Raw genomic sequence first — 19,686 nt, 5'->3', positions numbered from 1 at the left:
GCGCATGAGAAAAACAAAAAGGCGTTGTTATAGCTTAACCTCGAAATCCACGTCTTTCGGAGGCAGGCATTGCTTGTCGTCGCAGACCATGTACTGCAGGCTTCCTTTTACGATCTGCGTACCGGGTTTTACCTTTACCCGCTGCACGAAGTCGACCGTATCCTCGTAATAGCTCAGCACGGAGGCAAAATTCCGGTCGTAGGTCTTTTTTATCTTCCCGATCTCCTTTACCACGCCCACGCGCTCCATGCCATCGTTCCCCTCGAATTTGAAGGAAGTGGGTATAGGGCCTTCCCCGGCGTCCTGGGCATAGAGGTGCCAGCCGGGCTGCACGGTAGCCTTCATGTGCAGCTCGTATTCGCCGTTACCGGATTTTTTCGCAGAATACATCCATTTTACGGGATTGAGGATCTGGGCTCCGCCGAGAAAAGGGAGCATCATCAATACACTTGCAAACAATAACTTCTTCATAACAGTACGTTTGTTTTGTGAATGGTCCGTTGCAAATATAAGATCAGCGCAGCAGGGTCAGCTCAGGGCGGCAACGGCCTCCGGCTGACGGATCAGCCCCCGGAAGATCAGCCGGCCGTCGGTATTGCCCAGCGCTTCGGCTGTGGCCCGCTCCGGATGCGGCATCATACCAAAAACATTTTTCCCGGCGTTGCAGATACCGGCAATATTGTGCACCGAGCCATTGGGATTGTTTTCGCCCCAGGTGACGTCTCCCTCGGGGCTGCAATAACGGAAGATCACCTGTCCGTCGGATTCCAGCGTTTCCAGTGTAGCGGCGTCGGCATAATACCGTCCTTCTCCGTGGGCCACCGGTATGCGGAGCACCTGCCCCTGCAATCCTGCCGTCAGCGGAGTATCGGTATTTTCGCTGAGGATATAGCTGTTCTTGCAGACAAACTGCCGGTTTTTATTGCGCAGCAGCACGCCCGGTAGCAGGCCGGCCTCGCAGAGTATCTGAAATCCGTTACAAACCCCCAGCACCCGGCCGCCTTTGCCCGCAAAGGCAATGACCGACTGCATCATGGGGCTGAACCGGGCAATGGCGCCGCAGCGCAGATAGTCCCCGTAGGAAAAGCCGCCCGGCAGCACAATACAATCCTCCGTAGTAAACATGCTGATATCCCGGTCCTTGTGCCAGAGGGCAATCACCTCCTGCCCGAGATCGGCCTGCAGGGCATCCACCATATCCTGGTCGCAATTAGATCCCGGAAAAACCAAAACACCGAATTTCATGTAATTACCGATTTTTTATGGTCAAACTTATATCGCAGTTCAAAGTTTCCGGACCAAAGCCTGAAGCCGACTGGCCCGGAACGAAACCCGATACTTTAAACAATCCGCACCGTCTATAGTTCAGGTTAAAGACCGTGCTGCCGGATCCGGATCTCCGGTCTTATCTTCTCATTCCCTGAAAATTCCGCACATCCGGGATGACGCGCCTTTCACCCTTCACCTCCTTCTCCCCCTTTAGGGGTCAGGGGATTTCCGGGGGCAATTTAGCATTTTTTTACAGCATGCCGCCATACTGCAGGGTCAGCACCCCCAGTATGAGGATACCATGAAGGATATTGGCGACGAGCGGCCGGCGGATATTCCAGCACGCATTGGCAAAAAATGCGGAAAGCGGGACCAGGGCGAGCACCCATCCGTGATAGGTAAACGGATGACCGAAAAAGGCGGGCAAGAGCGCCAGAAAGATATACACCAGCAACAATGACCATACTTTCCGGATCTGTATCAGCAGCTTGAAGAAATGCTGCTGCATCCGCAGCAGGCCGTAGAGAAACACCACGAGCATCACCAGGATGGCAGCGGCGGGAAGATAAGCCTTGGCAAGATGGGGATAATCGAGAGAGAACGCGGGGAGCTGCACCGCACCGACCCAGCGGTCTGTCAGGAACAGCCAGGTGCCCAGGAAGTAAAGGGGGGTTAAAATGCCGACCACGGCCATGACCCATTCCACGATCTTGAAGGGACGGTTGATGACCAGGGCCAGCCAGAGCAGCAGCAGGAATATGCAGGCCGGCGTATAAACAAGCATCATCAGCCCGATGAAAAAACCAGCGTTAAAGACCTTGCCTCTCCCGTCCGGCGCCGCATACAGGCTGATCAGCAGGAAAAGCAGCCCTACCATCAGCGTATTGACCAGCAGGGGCGCCGAAAAGTAGTTCCATTCCCGGAAGAAGGAGGAGAACAACAGATAGCACATCGCCGGGAAATAGGTGTTTTTGGGAAACAGGCGGAAATGATTGCTGAGCCGGTTGATACCCAGCGCCTGCAGAAAAAGCAGACCCTGGGCCAGCAGCACCCAGCCGGAACCCTGCCACCGCCCCCGGAGCAGCGAGAGGATCCAGTTGTATAGCATGCCGTCTGATGCCGGATGCACCACCGGTCCCGCCGGGTGAAAAAGAAACCACGACTTCAGGACCAGGGTGTACAACAGCAGCACCAGCAGCGTATAGGGGCTCCCGGAGCGAAACCAGTTGATCACCGTTTAGAAATCAATTTTTGCAAAGGAAATATAATTCCGGTAAATACAGGGAATAACTACTTCCCTTGAGCCGATTTGTTTTCCGTAACGGGGCATCCAATCGTACCCCTTGTCCAGGTTCCGCAGGGTAGGCATGCGGCGAAGCTTCCCCTCCGGTGTGATGGCCACATCGGTCAGCAGCCACGAACGCCGGTACAGCTCATTATAAATAAAGTGCAGCTCGCTGCCGATATTGACCAGCTCGTAGGAAAGCTGTCCGGCATTGTCGTCCGCATACTGATTTTTACGGATAAAATTACTCCATTCCAGCTTCCCCGAACCGTCGTAGGACAGTATGGCCACATTGTCGTAATGATAGCGGGTACCCCGGTCGTTGTCCCAGTAATAGGGGCTGTAGTACCAGGGAGAAAACGGCGAGTAGTAGTAATAGGAAGAATACGGGGAAAAGCCCCAGGGGCCGCCATACAGGTAGTCCCACCGGTTCCACGGCTGGGAGCGCGATGAGGTATAGTAGGCTTCCGCCGTCAGCAGGAAGCCGCCGTCGCTGCGCACCACCAGCTGCTTGATAAAATAATCGTTAAAGGCATTCTTCAGCGAGGACTGCTGCCGGGCATTGGCCTTCAGCTCGTCGGAAAACGGCAGCAGCGAGGCCCGTTCGAAGCTGCCCGCCGCCCAGTTGTAGATACCGGCATACAGCCCTTCCACATTTCCCTTCCGCTGCTGATAGTAAAAGGAGGCCAGGAATACTTTTTTGTTGATATTGTCCAGCTTCAGCTTTACTTCGTCGAGAAACTGTCCCTTGAGGTCCAGCTTGCTCACCAGGAAGCTGTCCGTTTCGGGCGGCTTTACCACGAGGGAAGCGGCATTGATATTCCCCTTGTTGGTGGGACGCACCAGCTTCGAAAAGATAAAGTAGCCGTCGTTACTCAGCATAAAGCTGCTCAGGAAGTTGCGCTTATCCTCCATGGGCAATGTCAGGCGGCTGTTATTGATCAGCTGCAGATCCCCGTCGAGCAGGAAAGTATAGAAAACGTTATCGTATTTTTTGTTCTGGTTGATCTTATAGACCATTATCCGGCTTTTATCGCCGGAGCGGATCACCGAATATATCTTGTTTTTTACCTGGAAGGCGCCCACCACGCTGGAGTCGATCAGCTCGGGCCGGCGCAGGATGCTGCCGTCCGCACCGAGGGTGGCGCCCAGACAATAGACCACATCCCGGCGCTGAAACTGGTAGATCATCTGGAAATGATCGGCATAAGGCACGAAGTCTACCGTAAGCATGTTGCGGGGCAGGAAGTCGAGCGGCACCCGCTGCTCCAGCTTCATATCGTCGTCGTATACCGAAAGGGCATAATCGTTCCGGTTATTTTTGAAGACCAGGATATTCCCGCCCACGCTTCCGATGATTTCAAATTCCGTATTCCGGGCATTGTCCTCACGCTCGGGTTGCGAGTAAGAGATCTGCTGGGCTCCCGCCACCAGCGGCAGCAGACAGGCCAACCCTATTCCGCATAGCAAATAAATCCGTCGCATAGTTTTTAACATTAACATCAAACCTACATGAAATCAACGAACCGGCAAAAAGACCGGCAGCCCCCGCCACCCTCCGCGCTGCAGGAGCGGGACCGGGCGGCGCAAATTTATTATAATAACAGCCGAAACGGCTTTTTAGTATAAAAGGGAAAGGGAATACCCGATAATTTTAACATTCTGTATTCAAAATTCCAGCCGGGCAAAAAGCAGGTTCCCGTTCCGCTCACAGGGGACGATAATGGTCCTGGGACCGGTCTGCCTGCCCAATCCCAGCATCCAGTTGTCGGTGTCGGGTACGATCCGGAGCGGCAGGGCCCCGGAGGGGTGAACCCCGTCGTACCGGTAATCAAAAATCGCGCGCTTCACGTTCCCGAACAACCGTCCGGAGGAATAAATCCTGTTGTATAGCAGATGCAGGGCATCTCCGGTGTTGAGGATCAGGTAAGCGGCAGAAGTGTAATACAGTCCCATATCGGCCGGCCGCTCTGCTATGTCGTATCCATTGAGGCTCCCTGTGGTATCGATCTTCAGCAGGAGCATATTTCCCGACGCAGCGCGCCGGCTGCCGGGGACATGGGCATCTTCGGCAAACAGTATTCCATGACCGCCGCGGTCAAAGATAAGATCGCGGAAACGACACGCTTCGAAATCAATGGATGCCGCATGGCGGCGGCCTTTCTGCTCCCGCCACAGCCTGGTACCCAGGGGACTGAAGCGGTGTATAAGTATACGACGGGTGCGGTAGTTGTACAGACAGGTATACAGCCCGGCAATGAAACGATGTGACTTATTATAAGCCCAGGCTGTCCACCAGAAGCACCCGTCCCGGACGCCGGCCTTCAGCATCATACTCGGGCTGACTGCCCTGCCGTCGAGCGGACAGGGCATCCCATACAGCAAATCCACCTCCGGCGGTTTGTGAAAGAGCATGACGCGGGTGATTCCCCGGTCAAAAACCGCCTGGCTGCCGCGCACAAAAAGCAGGGTGCCGTCGGCCATCAGCAGACTGTTGAGCTGATCCTGCGCAGACTGCCAGGGCAGCACTACAGCGCCGCGGTGCAGCAGCTCGGATGCAGGGCCCAGCAGGAAGGTGCGGATGCGGCAAAAAGGAGAATCCGGGGGTTCCCGTATGCCGAGGATCATCATCCGCTCCTGCCCGGCAGACTTGATGAGGCGGAATCCGCCGATTCCCCGCGCCACCTGCAGACCTTCCCGCAGGGGCATCCGGTCGATTATCGCAGGCCGCCCCCGGAGACGGCCCAGGCTGTCCAGCCTCGCCGTCATACAGCGCAGCTCGTTCCGTTGGCGGTACACACAATACAGGAATATGTGATCGGGATAAGCAATAAATTCCAGCTCGTCGACTTCCTGGGGCAGAAACTTCAGCGGCTGCCGGACCGCTTCCTGCATATCCCCGGTATACCCGATAAGACTGTCCTTCCCGAACCGGCTCTTGTATATGAAGAGGTATTGTCCGCATTTCCCGGCGATCCTGAAATATGTAGTAAAGCTCCCGACGGAAGCGGAATAACTGAGATGCTGCGCCCTCAGGGGCAACGTGCGCGCCAACGGTAAAAGCAGGAAGATGAGATAAAATCCCCGGCGGAGAAGAAATGAACGGATGGAAGAGCGTAAAAAAAGCCGCATGTGGGGGCCCGGTTATAAAAGGAAGGTACCGATTTATTTTTTATTTTTACCCCGAACCATCACAATTTTACCCGATTTATTATGACTAATTCCCAAAAACCTATTGTTACAGGACTTTGCGCATTCGGTATGTCCGGACAGGTATTCCACGCTCCTTTTCTGAACCTGCTGGATGAGTTTGATTTCAGGGCCGTAGTGGAACGTCACGATCCCAAAGCCGCCGAACGGTATCCCGGGGTCCGTTCCTACAAATCGGTAAGCGAAATGCTGAAAGACCCGGAGCTGGAGCTGGTGATCATCAATACCCCGAACGTCACGCATTATGAATACGCCCGGGAGGCATTGCTGGCCGGGAAGCATGTGGTGGTAGAAAAGCCTTTTACCGCTACGGTCAGCCAGGCCCGTGAGCTGATGGATCTTGCACAAAAGCAGCAACGCTCCCTGATCGTTTTTCAGAACCGGCGCTGGGACAGCGATTTTCAGGCCGTAAAACAGGTAGTGGAAAAGCACCTGCTGGGCGATCTCATCGAGGCTGAGTTTCATTATGACCGCTACCAGCCGGGGCTGAGCTATAAAAAGCACAAGGAGATCGCCCAGGCGGGAACCGGTACCCTGCACGATCTGGGACCGCACATCATCGACCAGGCCATTTGCCTGTTTGGCAAACCCGAAAAAGTTTTTGCCCGCATCCAGACCAACCGTCCCGAGGCTTCCGTCAATGATTATTTGAATATCGTGCTGCTCTATCCCAGCCTGACGGTGACGCTGAAATCCAGCCTGCTGGTCCGTGAGCCCATCCCGGCCTTTGTGCTGCATGGCGTGCGCGGATCCTTCCTGAAATCACGGTCAGATATCCAGGAAGTTACCCTCCAGGGAGGAAAGCAGCCTACCCATACGGGCTGGGGAGAAGAGCCTGCCGCAGAGGCCGGTCTGCTCCATATCATGACCGAAGATGGGAAAGAGATCAGGGAAAGATTCCCCTCCCCGGCAGGCTGCTACCAGGAATTCTTCAAAGGCGTATACCGCCACATCCGGAACGGACAACCCTCACCGGTAGCCCTGCAGGATGCATTGCTGAACATGCGCATCATCGATGCGGCTTTAGAGAGCAGCCGGGAACAACAGGTAATAAGCCTTTAGAGATAAAGGAACAGGAGAAAATCTGATGAAAGGGACGCGGGGGTATCGCGGCAATGAGCCGGGATACCTCAGCAGACTTGTTTCGTAGCGTTAATCCATGTAGCGTTTTCCGGTTTAAAATTCATCGTCATCGTCGTCATAGGAGTCGTTAAAGAATCCCAGATCCTTGAATTCGTCGTCAAAATCGAAATCATCGTCATCCCCGCCCGTCTTTTTCCGGCCGCCGCTACCGCCTGCTGATTTGGTACGTGATTTCGGAAGGTCGAATTCCTCGAAATCCGGATCATAGTCGTCCTCCTCTCCTTTTTCCCAATCATCCTGGGGCTCATCCTCGTCTTCGTCCTCATTGTCTTCCTCGCGGGATGTTGTTTTGGAGGAAGGTTTTGCATTTTTTCTGGCCGTTTTGCTGGGGGGTGTTTCTTCTGTTTCTTCCTCTCCTTCCGTTTCTTCCTGGTCCTTGTCCGGACCCTCCGAGGACTGCGCACTCCCTTTCGGCGACTTCGAAGCAGTGGTTTTTTTCACCTGCTTTTCCTTGTCTGATTTTGCTTTCATGATTTTCATTTACCGGATGAAAATAACTGAAAAAAACTATACCGGAACCGTTTGATTATTGTTGATTGTCTTCGCGAAGATGTAGTATAACATATCCTGATTGGCTTCGTAAAGTTTTAACTACTTTTTTAAACAGCCAAATTTTTTTAGCAATTTTTTCAGGGCGGTTTTCTCCTCCTATTGCTCCAGCAGCTGATCACGTCCGGGGCCGTTGGAAACATATTTCACCGGTACTTGCAGATAGCTTTCCAGGAAGCCGATGTAGGATTTCATCGGGGCCGGCAGGGCATCAAAAGCCGTGCATTGCGCCGAAGGGGTATCCTCCCAGCCCTCAAATGTGCGGTATACCGGCTCGACATCCATTCCGCACAGCTGGTAGGGCATCTCGGCGGTTTCCCGCCCGTTTACCCGGTAAGCGGTGCAAGCGCTGATGGCCGGGAAAGCGTCCAGCACATCGGCCTTGGTCATCACCAGCTGCGTGGTACCGTTGACCATGCAGGTATAGCGCAGGGCCACCAGGTCGATCCAGCCGCAGCGGCGGGGCCTGCCCGTGACCGCACCGAACTCGTTCCCCGCTTTGCGGAGGTCTTCCCCGGTCTGGTCGAACAGCTCTGTGGGAAAAGGTCCTCCCCCGACACGGGTGCAATAGGCTTTGGTGACCCCTATCACCTCGCGGATCTGCTGGGGAGCCACCCCCATGCCGGTGCAGACGCCGGCAGAAATGGTATTGGAAGAAGTGACAAACGGATAGGTCCCGAAGTCTACGTCCAGCATGCTACCCTGGGCGCCCTCGGCCATGATCCGCTTGCCGGCACGCAGCTGCTCGTTTACAAAGTATTCGCCGCTGACCGTTTTTATGCCGCGCAGAAAATCCACAGCCTCCAGGAATTCTTTTTCCCAGGCGGAAATATCTTCCGAAAAATCATATCCTGCCAGCAGCTGAATATGCTTCTGCTTCAGCTTTTCGTAAGCCGACCGGAAATCGCCATGGATAATATCCCCCACCCGGAGACCGTTGCGACCGGTTTTATCCATGTAGGCCGGACCGATGCCCTTTAAGGTGGATCCGATCTTATCGGCTCCCTTGGACAGCTCGGAGGCTTTGTCCAGCGCCCGGTGCGTAGGAATGATGAGATGTGTTTTTTCGGAAATGAACAGTCTTTCCCGGAGATCGATGCCCAGGGCTTCCAGCTCCTGGTATTCCTGGCGGATGGCCACCGGGTCCATCACTACCCCGTTCCCGATCAGGTTCAGCGTATGCGGATGAAAGACGCCCGAAGGGATGGTGCGGAGCACCACCTTCCGCCCGTTCACATACAGGGTATGTCCTGCATTGGGACCGCCCTGGAAACGGACGACCACATCATATTTGCCGGCAAAGTAATCCACGATCTTTCCTTTGCCTTCATCGCCCCACTGCAGACCCAGTAATACGTCTATCATCAGGTTTGGTATTTTATCAGTTAGTAAATGCCCGGCAAAAATAACATTTAAAAAGACTTTACGGCAAGTTGGACTCAGTCTTCCACCTCCAGGCGGCTTACCGACTGTATGCCGTTGAGCTTGCGGAGGCGCACAGCCAGCTCTTCCAGCTCTTCCCGATCGTGGACAAATACCTTTACAATGCCTTCGAAAAGGCCCTCTTTTGATTCGATGGTCAGGGCGGAAATATTGACCTTCATTTCCCCGGAAATAACGTTGGTGATCTTGTTGATGACCCCCACGTCGTCCATCCCGATGATCCGCAGGCCGGTCAGGAAGGAGATCTCTTTGTTTTTCGCCCATTTGGTCTTTACCACGCGGTGGCCGTAATGAGAAAGCAACTGGGCGGCATTGGGGCAGTTGGTCCGGTGTATCTTCAGACCCTCGCTGGCCGTGACAAATCCGAATACGTCATCGCCCGGGATCGGCTTACAGCAGTTCGCCAGCTTGTATTCTATCCGGTCCGCATTTTCCCCGAAGATGATCAGCTCGGATTCCTTTTTGGGACTCTTCTTCGAGGGCTCGGGCGACTTCACCTCAGGCTCCGGCGCCTTTTGCGGCTTCGGCGCTTCCAGCCTGTCGCCCAGCAACGTAAATTCCCGGAGCGTTTTCAGATCGATGTTTTTCACCGCGATCTGATAGTACAGGTCTAACGGGGAGGGCTGTTTGAAGTATTGGGTCAGCTCATTGATATTCTGGACATTTACGGCCGCGCCCATGTTGTTCAGCTTCCGCTCCAGCGCCGCCTGTCCGTCCATGGCCACCACCCTTTTTTCTTCTTTCAGCGCGTCCTTGATACGGGATTTGGCCTTGGCGGTGACCACAAAGTTCAGCCAGTCTTCCGAAGGCTTTTGTTTGTTGGAGCTGATGATCTCCACCTGGTCCCCGCTTTTCAGCTTGTGGCTGATGGGCACCAGCTTATAGTTGACCTTGGCGCCGATACATTTCTGGCCGATGGCGCTGTGGATGGCAAAGGCAAAATCCAGGGCGGAGGCGCCGGCGGGAAGTATCTTCAGATCCCCTTTGGGGGTATAGACATAAATTTCCTCGGCGAAGAGATTGAGCTTGAAATCCTGTACGAAATCCAGGGTGCTGGCATCCGAGTTGCCCAGCATATCCCGGATCTGCTTGAACCATTCGTCGAACTTGCTCTCCTGAACGGCGCCTTCCTTATATTTCCAGTGAGCGGCGAGTCCTTTTTCGGCAATTTCATTCATCCGTTCAGAACGGATCTGCACTTCCACCCACCTGCCGCCCGGCCCCATGACGGTGGTATGGAGCGCCTCATAGCCATTGGATTTGGGATTGCTGAGCCAGTCGCGCAGACGCTGCGTGCTGGGCATATAAAAGTCGGTGATCACGGAATAGGCTTTCCAGCAATCGGCCTTTTCCCGCTCGGTCACCGAATGGAGGATGATGCGGATGGCAAACAGGTCGTAAACCTCCTCGAAGGTCACTCCCTTTTTCTTCATCTTGTTCCAGATGGAGTGGATGGATTTGGGCCGCCCGAAAATCTCAAACTCAAATCCTTCCTGCTGCAGCCGTTCCCGGACCGGGCGGATAAACTCATTGATATACCGGGTCCGCTCCCGTTTGGTTTCCCTGAGCTTCTGGGCGATGTCGAAGTAAACTTCCGGCTCCGTATACTTCAGGGCCAGGTCTTCCATTTCGGACTTGATATTGTAGAGCCCCAGACGGTGAGCCAGGGGAGCATAGATAAACACCGTCTCCGAGGCGATCTTCAGCTGCTTCTCGCGGCTCATGCTGTCCAGCGTGCGCATGTTGTGCAGGCGGTCCGCCAGCTTGATGAGGATCACGCGGGGGTCTTCGGCCAGGGTCAGCAGTATCTTTTTGAAGTTCTCTGCCTGCTGGGTACTGGTATTGGAGTCCTCAATGACGTTGGATATCTTGGTCAGCCCGTCGATGATATGCGCGCATTTGCTGCCGAATTCGCGTTCGATCTCCTCGAGGGTTACCTCGGTATCCTCTACCGTATCGTGCAGCAGGGCGCAGATGGCCGAGGTCACTCCCAGCCCGATCTCTTCGATGGTGATCTGGGCTACCGCCAGGGGATGGAGGATATAGGGCTCGCCGGATTTACGCCGCATATCCTTATGCGCATCGGCGGCGATCTCAAAGGCCCGGCGTACTTGTTCCTTGTCGCCTTTCTTAAGCTTGCTCTTCAGCGCCCGCAGCAGGGCGCGGTACTGCCGTACGATCTCCTTCTTTTCCTGTTCTTCGGAAAGCGCATACCGTTCTTTTTTGATCGTTCCTGTAGGCATACTTCAAAATTACATCACATCTTTATAATAACAACAACCAGACCGCCCCTCCGGCTTTCCGGTCCGGGTGTCATTTTGCCGTTTTTCAGGCGTCATATTAAAAAGTCTTATCTTTGAAACATACAAAATTGTATCCGGGTTATGGCTATTCTCGTATCTCCACATGATGAAAAGGAAGAAAAGGTACTGCTTGCTTTTCTGGACAGCTTACAATATCGGTATCAAGAAATGAAAGAGGAGCTAACAGCTCCGCCGGAACTGACTCCTGCCTTAAAGGGCCTGCTGGATAACCGGCTAAAGGCCTATCACACAAAGCAAGATAACGGAAAATCATGGAAGGAATGCAAAAATGAGTTATTGAGGGATGCCTGATCCCTATGCCATTTCCATCCGGACAGCAGCCGAGCTGGATATAAAGGAGGCTGTAGAATGGTATCGCGAAAAAGCACCGCTGCAAGTCGCCCCCCTTATCCAGGCCCTTTCCGAACGATTTGATCTTATTTGCCGGAATCCTTTCCTCTTTCAGATCGATACCGGGACATCAGAATTACTTTCCTGCGACAGTTCCCCTATGGTATTCAGTTATATTATTGAAGAAAAAAGGGTTGTCGTACTGGCTGTGCTTCATACCAAGCGCCTTTTCTAATGACACTACCGGTTTTCGGCAGCCCCCTGGCCTCGCTTTTCCGGAAAAAACGATACCTTTGCCCGCGCTTGACCGGCCCGGCGCCGGCTGGTTCTGCGGATGTGGCGTAACTGGTAGCCGCGCCAGACTTAGGATCTGGTGCCGTAAGGCGTGTGGGTTCGAGTCCCTCCATCCGCACTTAAAATTGAAGGCGCATGCTGTTCTCGAGAAGCGGATGCGGCCCGCGTCTTCCATTCTCCCCAAAATCCCAAACTAAAACAATACTCCTCCCCCGGAAATCGTCCGGCGGATCCTGGGCCCGTCCTCCCCAAAGACGGTCACCGGAATCTGGCACAAAAATCTTAATTTTGCGCTCCTTTTCCGGAAAAACAAAGACCGGAGAGCAGATAAAAATGCGTTGCTGAGGTCGCACCCGCCATCCCGCCTTTTCCGCAAACAAGGGATCACCGACTGTTACCCTGGCACCCGCAACTGACTTCATGTCAGTAAGTAAACTTAGGAACCATTATTGCGCTAAAACTATCACTTTTAAAACTATGGCAACCGTTACCAGAGAAAACATCGGTGTATTAAACGATAAGCTTACCGTGAAGGTGGCCCAGGACGACTACCTGCCCGCTTTTGAGAAAGCACTGAAGCAATACAGCAAAAACGCCAGCCTCCCCGGCTTCCGGAAAGGCATGGTGCCCACAGGCCTGATCAAGAAAATGCACGGTCCGGCTGTTTTTGCCGATGAGGTGGTGAAATCCGTGGAAAAAGAACTGGGCAGCTACCTCCAGGAAGAAAAGCTGGAGATCTTTGCCCAGCCCCTGTCCCTGGGCGCCGATACGGACCGGCTCAATATGAACGAGCCCGGAGAATATGCCTTTGACTTCGAGATCGGCCTGAAGCCGGAATTCGACGTGACGCCTATTAAAGACAAGACCACCCTTACCCGCTACCGCATTACCCCCGATGAGAAAACGGTAGATGAAGAAGTGGAAAGGCTGCAGCTCAAAGGCGGTAAGATGACGGAGCAGGAAAGCGTCAGCAGCGAAGAAGACGCCGTAACGGTACAATTCGAGGAATGCGATGCGGCCGGCACGCCCGTAGAAGGGGGGATACAGAAGGAAAACTCCCTGCTGGTGAAGTATTTCTCGCCCGCTCTCCGCGAACAGCTTACCGGGAAGAAAAAAGACGATCATATTGTCTTTAAGCTTGCAGATGCTTTCGACGAAACGGAACTGAAGAATGTATTGCGTGACCTGGAACTGGATCCGGAAGACGAGGCAGCCGCCCAGAAGCATTTCCGGCTGACCCTGCTCAAAACGGAACACCTGGAAAAGCGGGCGTTGGACGAGGACTTTTTTAAAGAGGTATATCCTACCGACACCCCCGCCACGGAAGCGGATTTCCGGAACAAGGTCGGGGAAGAGATCGCGCGCTATTACGACGAGCAGACCCGTACCCGTCTGCAAAACGATATTTTTGAACTGCTGGTGCACGAAACGCCCATTACCCTTCCCGCGGAGTTTCTGAAAAAATGGCTCCAGAACGGCGAGGGCAAAAACCGCTCCTCCGAAGATGCCGAAAAAGAATATCCCCAGTTTGACCATCAGCTCCGCTGGACGCTGATCTCTGACAAGCTGATCCGGGAAAACGATATCAAGGTATCGGCCGAGGAACTGCGGGAACATGCCAAAAAGCAGGTGCTGGGTTACTTCGGACTGGCCGGCGGAGCCGGTAATACCGAGTGGGTGGATGCCTACCTGGACAAGCTGACCCAGGACGAAAAATACCTGGATCAGACCTACCGGGAACTGCTGACGGGCAAGCTGCTGGACTGGGCGGAAAGCCAGCTGAATATCGAGGAGAAAACGATAACTTTGGAAGAATTCAATCATTTACCGCATAATCATCATCATGAACACTGATCAGGAATTCAGGAAATATGCGATCCGCCACCATGGCATCAACAGCCTGGCGTTTGACCAGTATACCCATCAGTCTGTAAAGGCCCTCACCCCCTATATTATCGAGGAACGTCCGCTGAACGTGGCGTCCATGGATGTTTTTTCCCGCCTGATGATGGATCGCATCATCTTCCTGGGAGAACCCGTCGACGACTATGTCGCCAACATTGTCAACGCCCAGCTGTTATTTCTTGAGTCGACCGACCGGCAGCGGGATATCCAGATGTATATCAACAGTCCGGGCGGCAGCGTATATGCCGGTCTCGGGATGTACGATACGATGCAGATCATCGGTCCCGACGTGGCGACCATATGCACGGGCATGGCCGCCTCGATGGCCGCCATCCTGATGTGCTCGGGCGCCAAGAACAAGCGGACCGCCCTGCGGCATTCCCGGATCATGCTCCACCAGCCCAGCGGCGCTATCGGCGGGCAGGCTTCCGACGTGGAGATCACCGCCAAGGAAATCCTGAGGATCCGCAAGGAGCTGAATGAGATCATCGCCCACCATACCGGTCAGCCCCTGAAAAAGGTGGAGAAAGACAGCGACCGCGATTACTGGCTGCTGGCGGAAGAAGCCAAAGCCTACGGCCTGGTGGATGAGGTGCTCAGCATCAATCCCCGGAAACAGGGAACGGATGAGCAGGCCGGATAATTAAAACATTCCTTCAACCAACCCCGAAAAACAATCATGGCGCGTTATTCAAAAAACATAATCCCGCTCCGGTCGGAAGAAGAAAAACCGAAAGAAGAAAACAATCCCCTGGAAGGCCTGGTCTCTTCACGTGAATTCGATAAAAAGTTCCTGGAAGAGCGGAAGGTATTTCTGTGGGGCGTCGTGGATGACCAATCTGCCAAAGAGGTCGTCAACCGGCTGCTGTATCTGAACAGCAAAGCGCCCGGTAAGGAGATCACCTTTTATATCAACAGCCCGGGGGGCATGGTAACCTCCGGCATGGTGATCTACGATACCATGCGGATGATCGAGTCGCCGGTGTCTACCGTATGTATGGGATTGGCCGCTTCCATGGGCAGCATCCTGCTGTCGGGTGGTGAAAAAGGCCATCGCTTTATCTATCCCAGCGGGGAAGTGATGATCCACCAGCCCAGCCTGGGCGGCTACCTCCAGGGGGTTTCCTCCGACCTGGAGATCCATGCCAAACAGATCCGCAAAACGAAGGAACTGGGCGCCAGGATACTGGCCGAGAACTGCGGACAGAAGATGGAAAAGATACTGCGGGATTTCGAACGCGATTACTGGATGGATGCCAAGGAAGCCATCGGCTACGGCATCGTGGACCAGATCATGGAAAAGATTTAGGGAGGAAAAGGTAAGCAAAATGAAACCGGGCATGACCGTATTTATCGCACAGGAATATGGGAATATGCGAAGTTTATAATGTCAACAGATGAAACAGCAACGTAACGGCATCTACTGCTCCTTTTGCGGAAGGGGCAAAAACGAGGTAAGGCTCCTTATCGAAGGAGAGGAAGGGCACATCTGTGATGACTGTGTGGCACATGCGCAGGATATCATCCTGCAGGAGCTGCCGGACACCGCGAGGGAAGGACAGCCGAAAAAAGCTGCGCAGAAGCCCTTTAACCCCAACGTCCACAAGCCGGTAGAGATAAAAAAATTCCTGGACCAGTATATCATCGGTCAGGATGAAGCCAAAAAGATACTTTCCGTAGCTGTATACAATCACTACAAGCGGCTGCAGCAGAAAATAAAGGACGATGTGGAGATAGAAAAATCCAACATCGTCATGGTCGGCGAAACGGGTACGGGTAAAACCCTGCTGGCCCGCACCATCGCGAGGATGCTGCAGGTACCCTTCACCATCGTGGACGCCACCGTTTTTACCGAATCCGGTTATGTCGGCGAAGATGTGGAGAGCATTCTTTCCCGCCTGCTGCAGGTCTGCGATTACGATGTGGCGGCCGCCGAGCGGGGCATCGTTTATATCGACGAGATCGACAAGGTGGCCCGCAAGCAGGATAATCCTTCCATTACCCGCGATGTCAGCGGGGAAGGCGTGCAGCAGGGTATGCTGAAGCTGCTCGAAGGAGCCGACGTGCTGGTACCGCCGCAGGGCGGCCGCAAGCACCCGGACCAGAAGATGGTAAAGATCAACACCCAGAATATCCTGTTTATCTGCGGCGGAGCTTTCGACGGCATCGACCGGATCATCGCCCGCCGGGTCCAGACCAACACCATCGGGTTTACGGCCAACAAGGCAGAACAGGATTATACCCGTCAGCACCTGCTCCAGTATGTAAATGCGCAGGACCTGCGCACCTTCGGGCTTATCCCCGAGCTGCTGGGCCGCCTGCCGGTAACCACTCACCTGAATCCGCTGGACCAGGTCACGCTGCGCGCTATCCTCACCGAGCCGAAGAATGCCCTCATCAAGCAGTATGAAAAGCTTTTCGAACTGGAAGGCATACAACTTCAGACGGACGGAGCGGTGCTCGACTATATCGTGGAGAAGGCCATGGAGTATAAGCTGGGCGCCCGCGGGCTGAGGTCCATCTGCGAGGCCATCATGACCGACGCCATGTTTGAGCTGCCCTCTTCCGGCGAGAAAACATTCCTGCTTACCCCGGAATATGCCCGGGAAAAGCTGGAACGTTCCGCGCTGAAGCACCTGAAGGTGGCCTGAGCGGCTCATATCCCTTTCCTGCTTTTAAAGAACGGTTTGCCAATACCGTAAATTTTCTTAGATTCGTTTTGCATTGCGCAGCATGACGTTGCGGAATAATTCACCTCTTAAAACGAATAGCTATGCAGGAATTTATCCAGGAACTCCAGCAAAAAGTCGGACTGAACCCCGATCAGGCCAAGCAGGCCGTGGAAACCATCCTTGAGAAGATCAAAGCCAAGGTGCCGGAATCGTTTCATGGCGCCATCGATTCTATCTTCAGCGGGGAAAATGTAGACAACCTCGTACAGAAAGCAGAAGGCTTCCTGGGCGGTGCCGGGGATAAATTATCCGGTATGTTCGGCGGCGGAAAGTAAGCCGGATCCGGTGGTTACTGTTTGAAAATCCTGCGCTATGCAGGATTTTTTTATACCGGACGAAAAAGAGTAAATTTGAATAAAATCCTTTAAAAATGACCCAAACCGAAGCCTTGCGGAGAAAAGTGGCGGAATATATTGCCCAGGCAGATGAAAAGTCATTGCGTATGGTGCAGGCTATATTGGAAATAGAACAAAATCACGATTGGTGGGATGATCTGCCCTCCGCGGTACAAGATACCATTATGGCTGCTGATAAAGAGATAAGTCAGGGAAATGGAATACCCCATGAAGTCATAACGAAGAAATACAAGCAATGGGGGTTAAAATAATCTGGTCACCGCAAGCCGAAGCATCCTTTCTCGCTATAATAGAATATTTATCCCAGCATTGGACAGAAACAGAAGTCCGAAATTTCGTTGAAAAGGTCAATAACTGCCTCTCCTTACTCCGGAAATACCCCCGGCTTTATATTGCAGCCCCCGGAAAATCTCATCAGCACAAAGCTGTTATCATGAAGCAGATATCTCTGTTTTACCGCTACTATCCCCGGAAACAACAGGTTGCGCTCCAATATTTCTGGGACAACAGGAGCAATCCTAAAAAACATCCCCGGAAGTAATACCAGTCCTACTTCAGCACTTCCCGGGCGATCACGATCTTCTGGATCTCCGAGGTACCTTCCCCGATTGTGCAGAGCTTGGCATCGCGATAATATTTCTCTACCGGAAAATCCTTCGTATAGCCGTAACCGCCAAAGATCTGGACCGCATCGGTAGCCACCTTCACCGCCACTTCGGAAGCATAATATTTGGCCATGGCCGCCTCTTTCGTCATCTTTTCGCCGCGCTGTTTTTTTTCCGCCGCATGAAAGGTGAGCAGCTCTGCCGCTCCGATCTCCGTAGCCATGTCCGCCAGCTTGAAGGAGATACCCTGAAAGCTGGCAATCGGCTGGTTGAACTGCTGCCGCTCCTTGGCATAACGCAGCGCCGCCTCATAGGCGCCCTGGGCTATTCCCAGCGACAAGGCCGCTATGGATATCCGCCCTCCGTCCAATACCTTCAGGGATTGGATAAAGCCCTCCCCCTCCTTACCGATGAGGTGGTCTGCAGGAATATGGCAATCGTCAAAGATCATCTCGGCCGTTTCGCTGGCCCGCATCCCCAGCTTGTTTTCCTTTTTTCCTCCACTGAAGCCCGGCGTACCCCGCTCCACGATAAAGGCGCTCATCCCATGGTTATCGCCGGTCCCGCCAGTACGGGCAATCACAACGGCCACTTCCGCGGATATGCCATGGGTGATCCAGCATTTGGTGCCGTTCAGCACCCACTCCCCGCCCTCCCTGCGCGCCACCGTCTTCATATTGGCCGCATCGGAGCCGGTGCCGGGTTCGGTCAGCCCCCAGGCCCCGATCCATTCGCCGGAGGCCAGGCGGGGCAGGTACTTCCGTTGCTGCTCCTCGCTGCCGAACTGAAGGATATGCCCTGTGCACAGTGAGTTGTGCGCCGCCATGCTCAGACCGACTGATCCGCAAAAGCGGGATACCTCCCGGATGGCCGTCACGTACTCCGGGTAACCCAGACCCGACCCGCCATATGTTTCGGGCACCAGGATGCCCATCAGGCCAAGCGAGCCCAGCTGCCGGAACAGGTCGCGGGGAAACAGCTGCTGCTCATCCCATTCCATCACAAAGGGTTGTATGTGCGCTTGTCCGAAGTCACGGATCATCCGGGTGATCTGCAGCTGCAACTCGGTAGGTTGAAAGTCCATCATGTTACTTTTATCAGACGTTTTTGGCATTTAATCCAATCGGTCAGCCTTAAATCCATCGCTGCTCTTACAGGAGCACTGCTGCTCAAAAAACAAAAGCGGTCAGCCGGTTTTAAATCCATGGCTGCTTTTGCAGCCCGCCCACGCCTCAACGGGCAACGATGTACGGGGCAAGTTTACGGTAAATTCGGTCATCCACCAATGCCACCTGCTTCAGGTCTTCCACCGAGTCGAAGCTGCCGTGCTCTTCCCGGAAAGCCTTGATGGTAGCGGCCAGGCGATAGCTGATGTAGGGATGGGATTTCATTTCGTCCACCGTGGCCGTATTGATGTTGATTTTTTTCAAATCAACGGATGAAATATTTAGCTGGTGTTCAATCTTCCGGAACACGCTGTCCGGCAACCCGTACACCTCTGCTACCTGTGAAACCCGGTAAAAGCCGCCCAGCCGTTCCCGGAACCGCAGGATATAAGCGGCGCGGGCGGGACCGATCCCCTGCAGCCGCACCCAGTCGGCACTGTCGGCCGTATTGATATCGAGCGCAAAATCAGCCGGTTTCGGATACCGGTAATGTTGTAAGCCCGTTACCGCTTCCTGCTGCACGCCGCTGACGGCCGGTGGGTTTTCCCGCTTCGGGGCAAAGCGGGCTTCTTCTGCATTTTTCAGTCTTACATAGGGGAGCAGCCGTTTATACATTGCCGGGGACAGCCCGTATATTTTCTGCAGGTCTTCAGGCTTATAAAATCGTCCCCCTGCTTCCCGGTAATGACGGATGGTGCGGGCTACCCGCGGGCTCACGCCCAGCCGCTGCCAACCGGAATCAGCCAGGCTGTTGGGATCAAAGTGAAAAAGCGCTGCTTTGACAGAAGTCCTGTCTTCCCGGCTGAAAACCCGGGCGGTATCGTCGTCCTTTCGTTTTTCAAATTCGGCGATGGCCCTCCGGTAGGCCCTGAAATCGGATGCTGAGCGGGCTGCCGGATGAGGCAGCCAGTAAGGCATAAGCAGCAGCGCCACGATGATCAGGAGCAAAGCAAGGATGCCGCGTTGCTGTCCACGCGTAAAAGAAAAATAGTCCCGAAATGCGTTTTTTCGCATCAGGATCCGGTTTTCAGTATATTAAAAAGACATGAAGCGGATTTCCGCCGCTGTAGCCTTA

The 19,686-nt window shown here is 53.9% G+C and carries 20 protein-coding genes, 1 tRNA gene and 1 pseudogene; 11 read left to right on the top strand and 11 right to left on the bottom strand.

Features of this window, described 5'->3' with window-relative positions; translation table 11 throughout:
- Positions 1 to 27: 27 nt before the first annotated feature.
- The 5 genes from ABD851_RS03225 to ABD851_RS03205 all read right to left on the bottom strand — a co-directional run bounded on the left by ABD851_RS03225 (position 28) and on the right by ABD851_RS03205 (position 5,686).
- A complete protein-coding gene (locus tag ABD851_RS03225; protein ID WP_344975236.1) occupies positions 28 to 471 on the bottom strand; it encodes a protein-disulfide reductase DsbD domain-containing protein in 444 nt (147 codons plus the stop codon).
- Between the two features lie 57 nt (positions 472 to 528).
- Positions 529 to 1,245 carry a phosphoribosylformylglycinamidine synthase subunit PurQ gene (purQ, locus tag ABD851_RS03220; protein ID WP_344975232.1) on the bottom strand — a complete coding sequence of 239 codons (717 nt, stop codon included), beginning with the start codon at positions 1,243 to 1,245 and terminating at the stop codon, positions 529 to 531.
- 274 nt (positions 1,246 to 1,519) lie between these two features.
- On the bottom strand, positions 1,520 to 2,503 hold the full coding sequence (locus ABD851_RS03215; RefSeq protein ID WP_344975229.1) for a hypothetical protein: 984 nt from the start codon (positions 2,501 to 2,503) through the stop codon (positions 1,520 to 1,522).
- A gap of 3 nt (positions 2,504 to 2,506) precedes the next feature.
- Positions 2,507 to 4,039 (bottom strand): hypothetical protein, encoded by a 1,533-nt coding sequence (locus ABD851_RS03210; protein ID WP_344975226.1) that lies wholly within the window; start codon positions 4,037 to 4,039, stop codon positions 2,507 to 2,509.
- Between the two features lie 183 nt (positions 4,040 to 4,222).
- Positions 4,223 to 5,686: a hypothetical protein gene (locus tag ABD851_RS03205; RefSeq protein ID WP_344975222.1), complete on the bottom strand. Its 1,464-nt coding sequence runs from the start codon at positions 5,684 to 5,686 to the stop codon at positions 4,223 to 4,225.
- An 81-nt stretch (positions 5,687 to 5,767) separates the two neighbouring features.
- Between ABD851_RS03205 and ABD851_RS03200 the strand changes: the two genes are divergently transcribed.
- Positions 5,768 to 6,826 carry a Gfo/Idh/MocA family oxidoreductase gene (locus tag ABD851_RS03200; RefSeq protein WP_344975219.1) on the top strand — a complete coding sequence of 353 codons (1,059 nt, stop codon included), beginning with the start codon at positions 5,768 to 5,770 and terminating at the stop codon, positions 6,824 to 6,826.
- A 114-nt stretch (positions 6,827 to 6,940) separates the two neighbouring features.
- Here ABD851_RS03200 and ABD851_RS03195 read toward each other — a convergent pair whose 3' ends face one another.
- The 3 genes from ABD851_RS03195 to ABD851_RS03185 form a co-directional block, all read right to left on the bottom strand.
- Entirely contained in the window at positions 6,941 to 7,378 is a 438-nt protein-coding gene (locus ABD851_RS03195; protein ID WP_344975216.1) for a hypothetical protein, read from the bottom strand.
- Positions 7,379 to 7,555: 177 nt separating this feature from the next.
- Complete coding sequence (locus ABD851_RS03190; protein WP_344975213.1) at positions 7,556 to 8,821, bottom strand: adenylosuccinate synthase; 1,266 nt, start codon at positions 8,819 to 8,821, stop codon at positions 7,556 to 7,558.
- A 74-nt stretch (positions 8,822 to 8,895) separates the two neighbouring features.
- Positions 8,896 to 11,142, bottom strand: a complete 2,247-nt coding sequence (locus tag ABD851_RS03185; protein WP_344975210.1) for a RelA/SpoT family protein — start codon at positions 11,140 to 11,142, stop codon at positions 8,896 to 8,898.
- 141 nt (positions 11,143 to 11,283) lie between these two features.
- Between ABD851_RS03185 and ABD851_RS03180 the strand changes: the two genes are divergently transcribed.
- From ABD851_RS03180 to ABD851_RS03170, 3 genes are all read left to right on the top strand, one after another.
- Complete coding sequence (locus ABD851_RS03180) at positions 11,284 to 11,514, top strand: hypothetical protein (RefSeq protein WP_344975207.1); 231 nt, start codon at positions 11,284 to 11,286, stop codon at positions 11,512 to 11,514.
- Positions 11,507 to 11,788, top strand: a complete 282-nt coding sequence (locus ABD851_RS03175) for a type II toxin-antitoxin system RelE/ParE family toxin (RefSeq protein ID WP_344975204.1) — start codon at positions 11,507 to 11,509, stop codon at positions 11,786 to 11,788. Before ABD851_RS03180 ends, ABD851_RS03175 begins: the two co-directional genes overlap by 8 nt.
- A 95-nt stretch (positions 11,789 to 11,883) precedes the next feature.
- Positions 11,884 to 11,965 (top strand) — tRNA-Leu (locus tag ABD851_RS03170).
- A gap of 1 nt (position 11,966) precedes the next feature.
- On the opposite strand, the gene ABD851_RS03165 is transcribed toward ABD851_RS03170, so the two are convergent.
- Positions 11,967 to 12,269 (bottom strand): hypothetical protein, encoded by a 303-nt coding sequence (locus tag ABD851_RS03165; protein ID WP_344975202.1) that lies wholly within the window; start codon positions 12,267 to 12,269, stop codon positions 11,967 to 11,969.
- Positions 12,270 to 12,324: 55 nt separating this feature from the next.
- Between ABD851_RS03165 and tig the strand changes: the two genes are divergently transcribed.
- The 7 genes and pseudogenes from tig to ABD851_RS18000 all read left to right on the top strand — a co-directional run.
- Positions 12,325 to 13,701, top strand: coding sequence for a trigger factor (tig, locus tag ABD851_RS03160; RefSeq protein WP_344975200.1), 1,377 nt, complete (start codon positions 12,325 to 12,327; stop codon positions 13,699 to 13,701).
- Complete coding sequence (locus ABD851_RS03155) at positions 13,691 to 14,395, top strand: ClpP family protease (protein WP_344975197.1); 705 nt, start codon at positions 13,691 to 13,693, stop codon at positions 14,393 to 14,395. Before tig ends, ABD851_RS03155 begins: the two co-directional genes overlap by 11 nt.
- A 36-nt stretch (positions 14,396 to 14,431) precedes the next feature.
- Positions 14,432 to 15,061 carry a ClpP family protease gene (locus ABD851_RS03150; RefSeq protein ID WP_344975194.1) on the top strand — a complete coding sequence of 210 codons (630 nt, stop codon included), beginning with the start codon at positions 14,432 to 14,434 and terminating at the stop codon, positions 15,059 to 15,061.
- Between the two features lie 88 nt (positions 15,062 to 15,149).
- Entirely contained in the window at positions 15,150 to 16,403 is a 1,254-nt protein-coding gene (gene clpX, locus ABD851_RS03145) for an ATP-dependent Clp protease ATP-binding subunit ClpX (protein WP_344975191.1), read from the top strand.
- A gap of 122 nt (positions 16,404 to 16,525) precedes the next feature.
- Positions 16,526 to 16,759: an HU family DNA-binding protein gene (locus ABD851_RS03140; RefSeq protein ID WP_344975188.1), complete on the top strand. Its 234-nt coding sequence runs from the start codon at positions 16,526 to 16,528 to the stop codon at positions 16,757 to 16,759.
- A 95-nt stretch (positions 16,760 to 16,854) separates the two neighbouring features.
- Positions 16,855 to 17,091 carry a hypothetical protein gene (locus ABD851_RS03135; RefSeq protein ID WP_344975186.1) on the top strand — a complete coding sequence of 79 codons (237 nt, stop codon included), beginning with the start codon at positions 16,855 to 16,857 and terminating at the stop codon, positions 17,089 to 17,091.
- Positions 17,076 to 17,192: pseudogene (locus tag ABD851_RS18000) on the top strand (hypothetical protein); the annotation flags it as partial. The gene ABD851_RS03135 and the pseudogene ABD851_RS18000, both read left to right, overlap by 16 nt.
- Before the next feature lie 197 nt (positions 17,193 to 17,389).
- On the opposite strand, the gene ABD851_RS03130 reads toward ABD851_RS18000, so the two are convergent.
- Positions 17,390 to 18,529, bottom strand: a complete 1,140-nt coding sequence (locus tag ABD851_RS03130) for an acyl-CoA dehydrogenase (RefSeq protein ID WP_344975183.1) — start codon at positions 18,527 to 18,529, stop codon at positions 17,390 to 17,392.
- Between the two features lie 148 nt (positions 18,530 to 18,677).
- Positions 18,678 to 19,625 (bottom strand): ComEA family DNA-binding protein, encoded by a 948-nt coding sequence (locus tag ABD851_RS03125; RefSeq protein ID WP_344975181.1) that lies wholly within the window; start codon positions 19,623 to 19,625, stop codon positions 18,678 to 18,680.
- Between the last annotated feature and the right edge of the window lie 61 nt (positions 19,626 to 19,686).

The sequence above is a fragment of the Compostibacter hankyongensis genome (genome assembly GCF_039541075.1).
Lineage (GTDB): Bacteria > Bacteroidota > Bacteroidia > Chitinophagales > Chitinophagaceae > Compostibacter > Compostibacter hankyongensis.
Note: the sequence above shows the minus strand (reverse complement) of the source record. Positions and strands in the feature narration are given on the sequence as shown.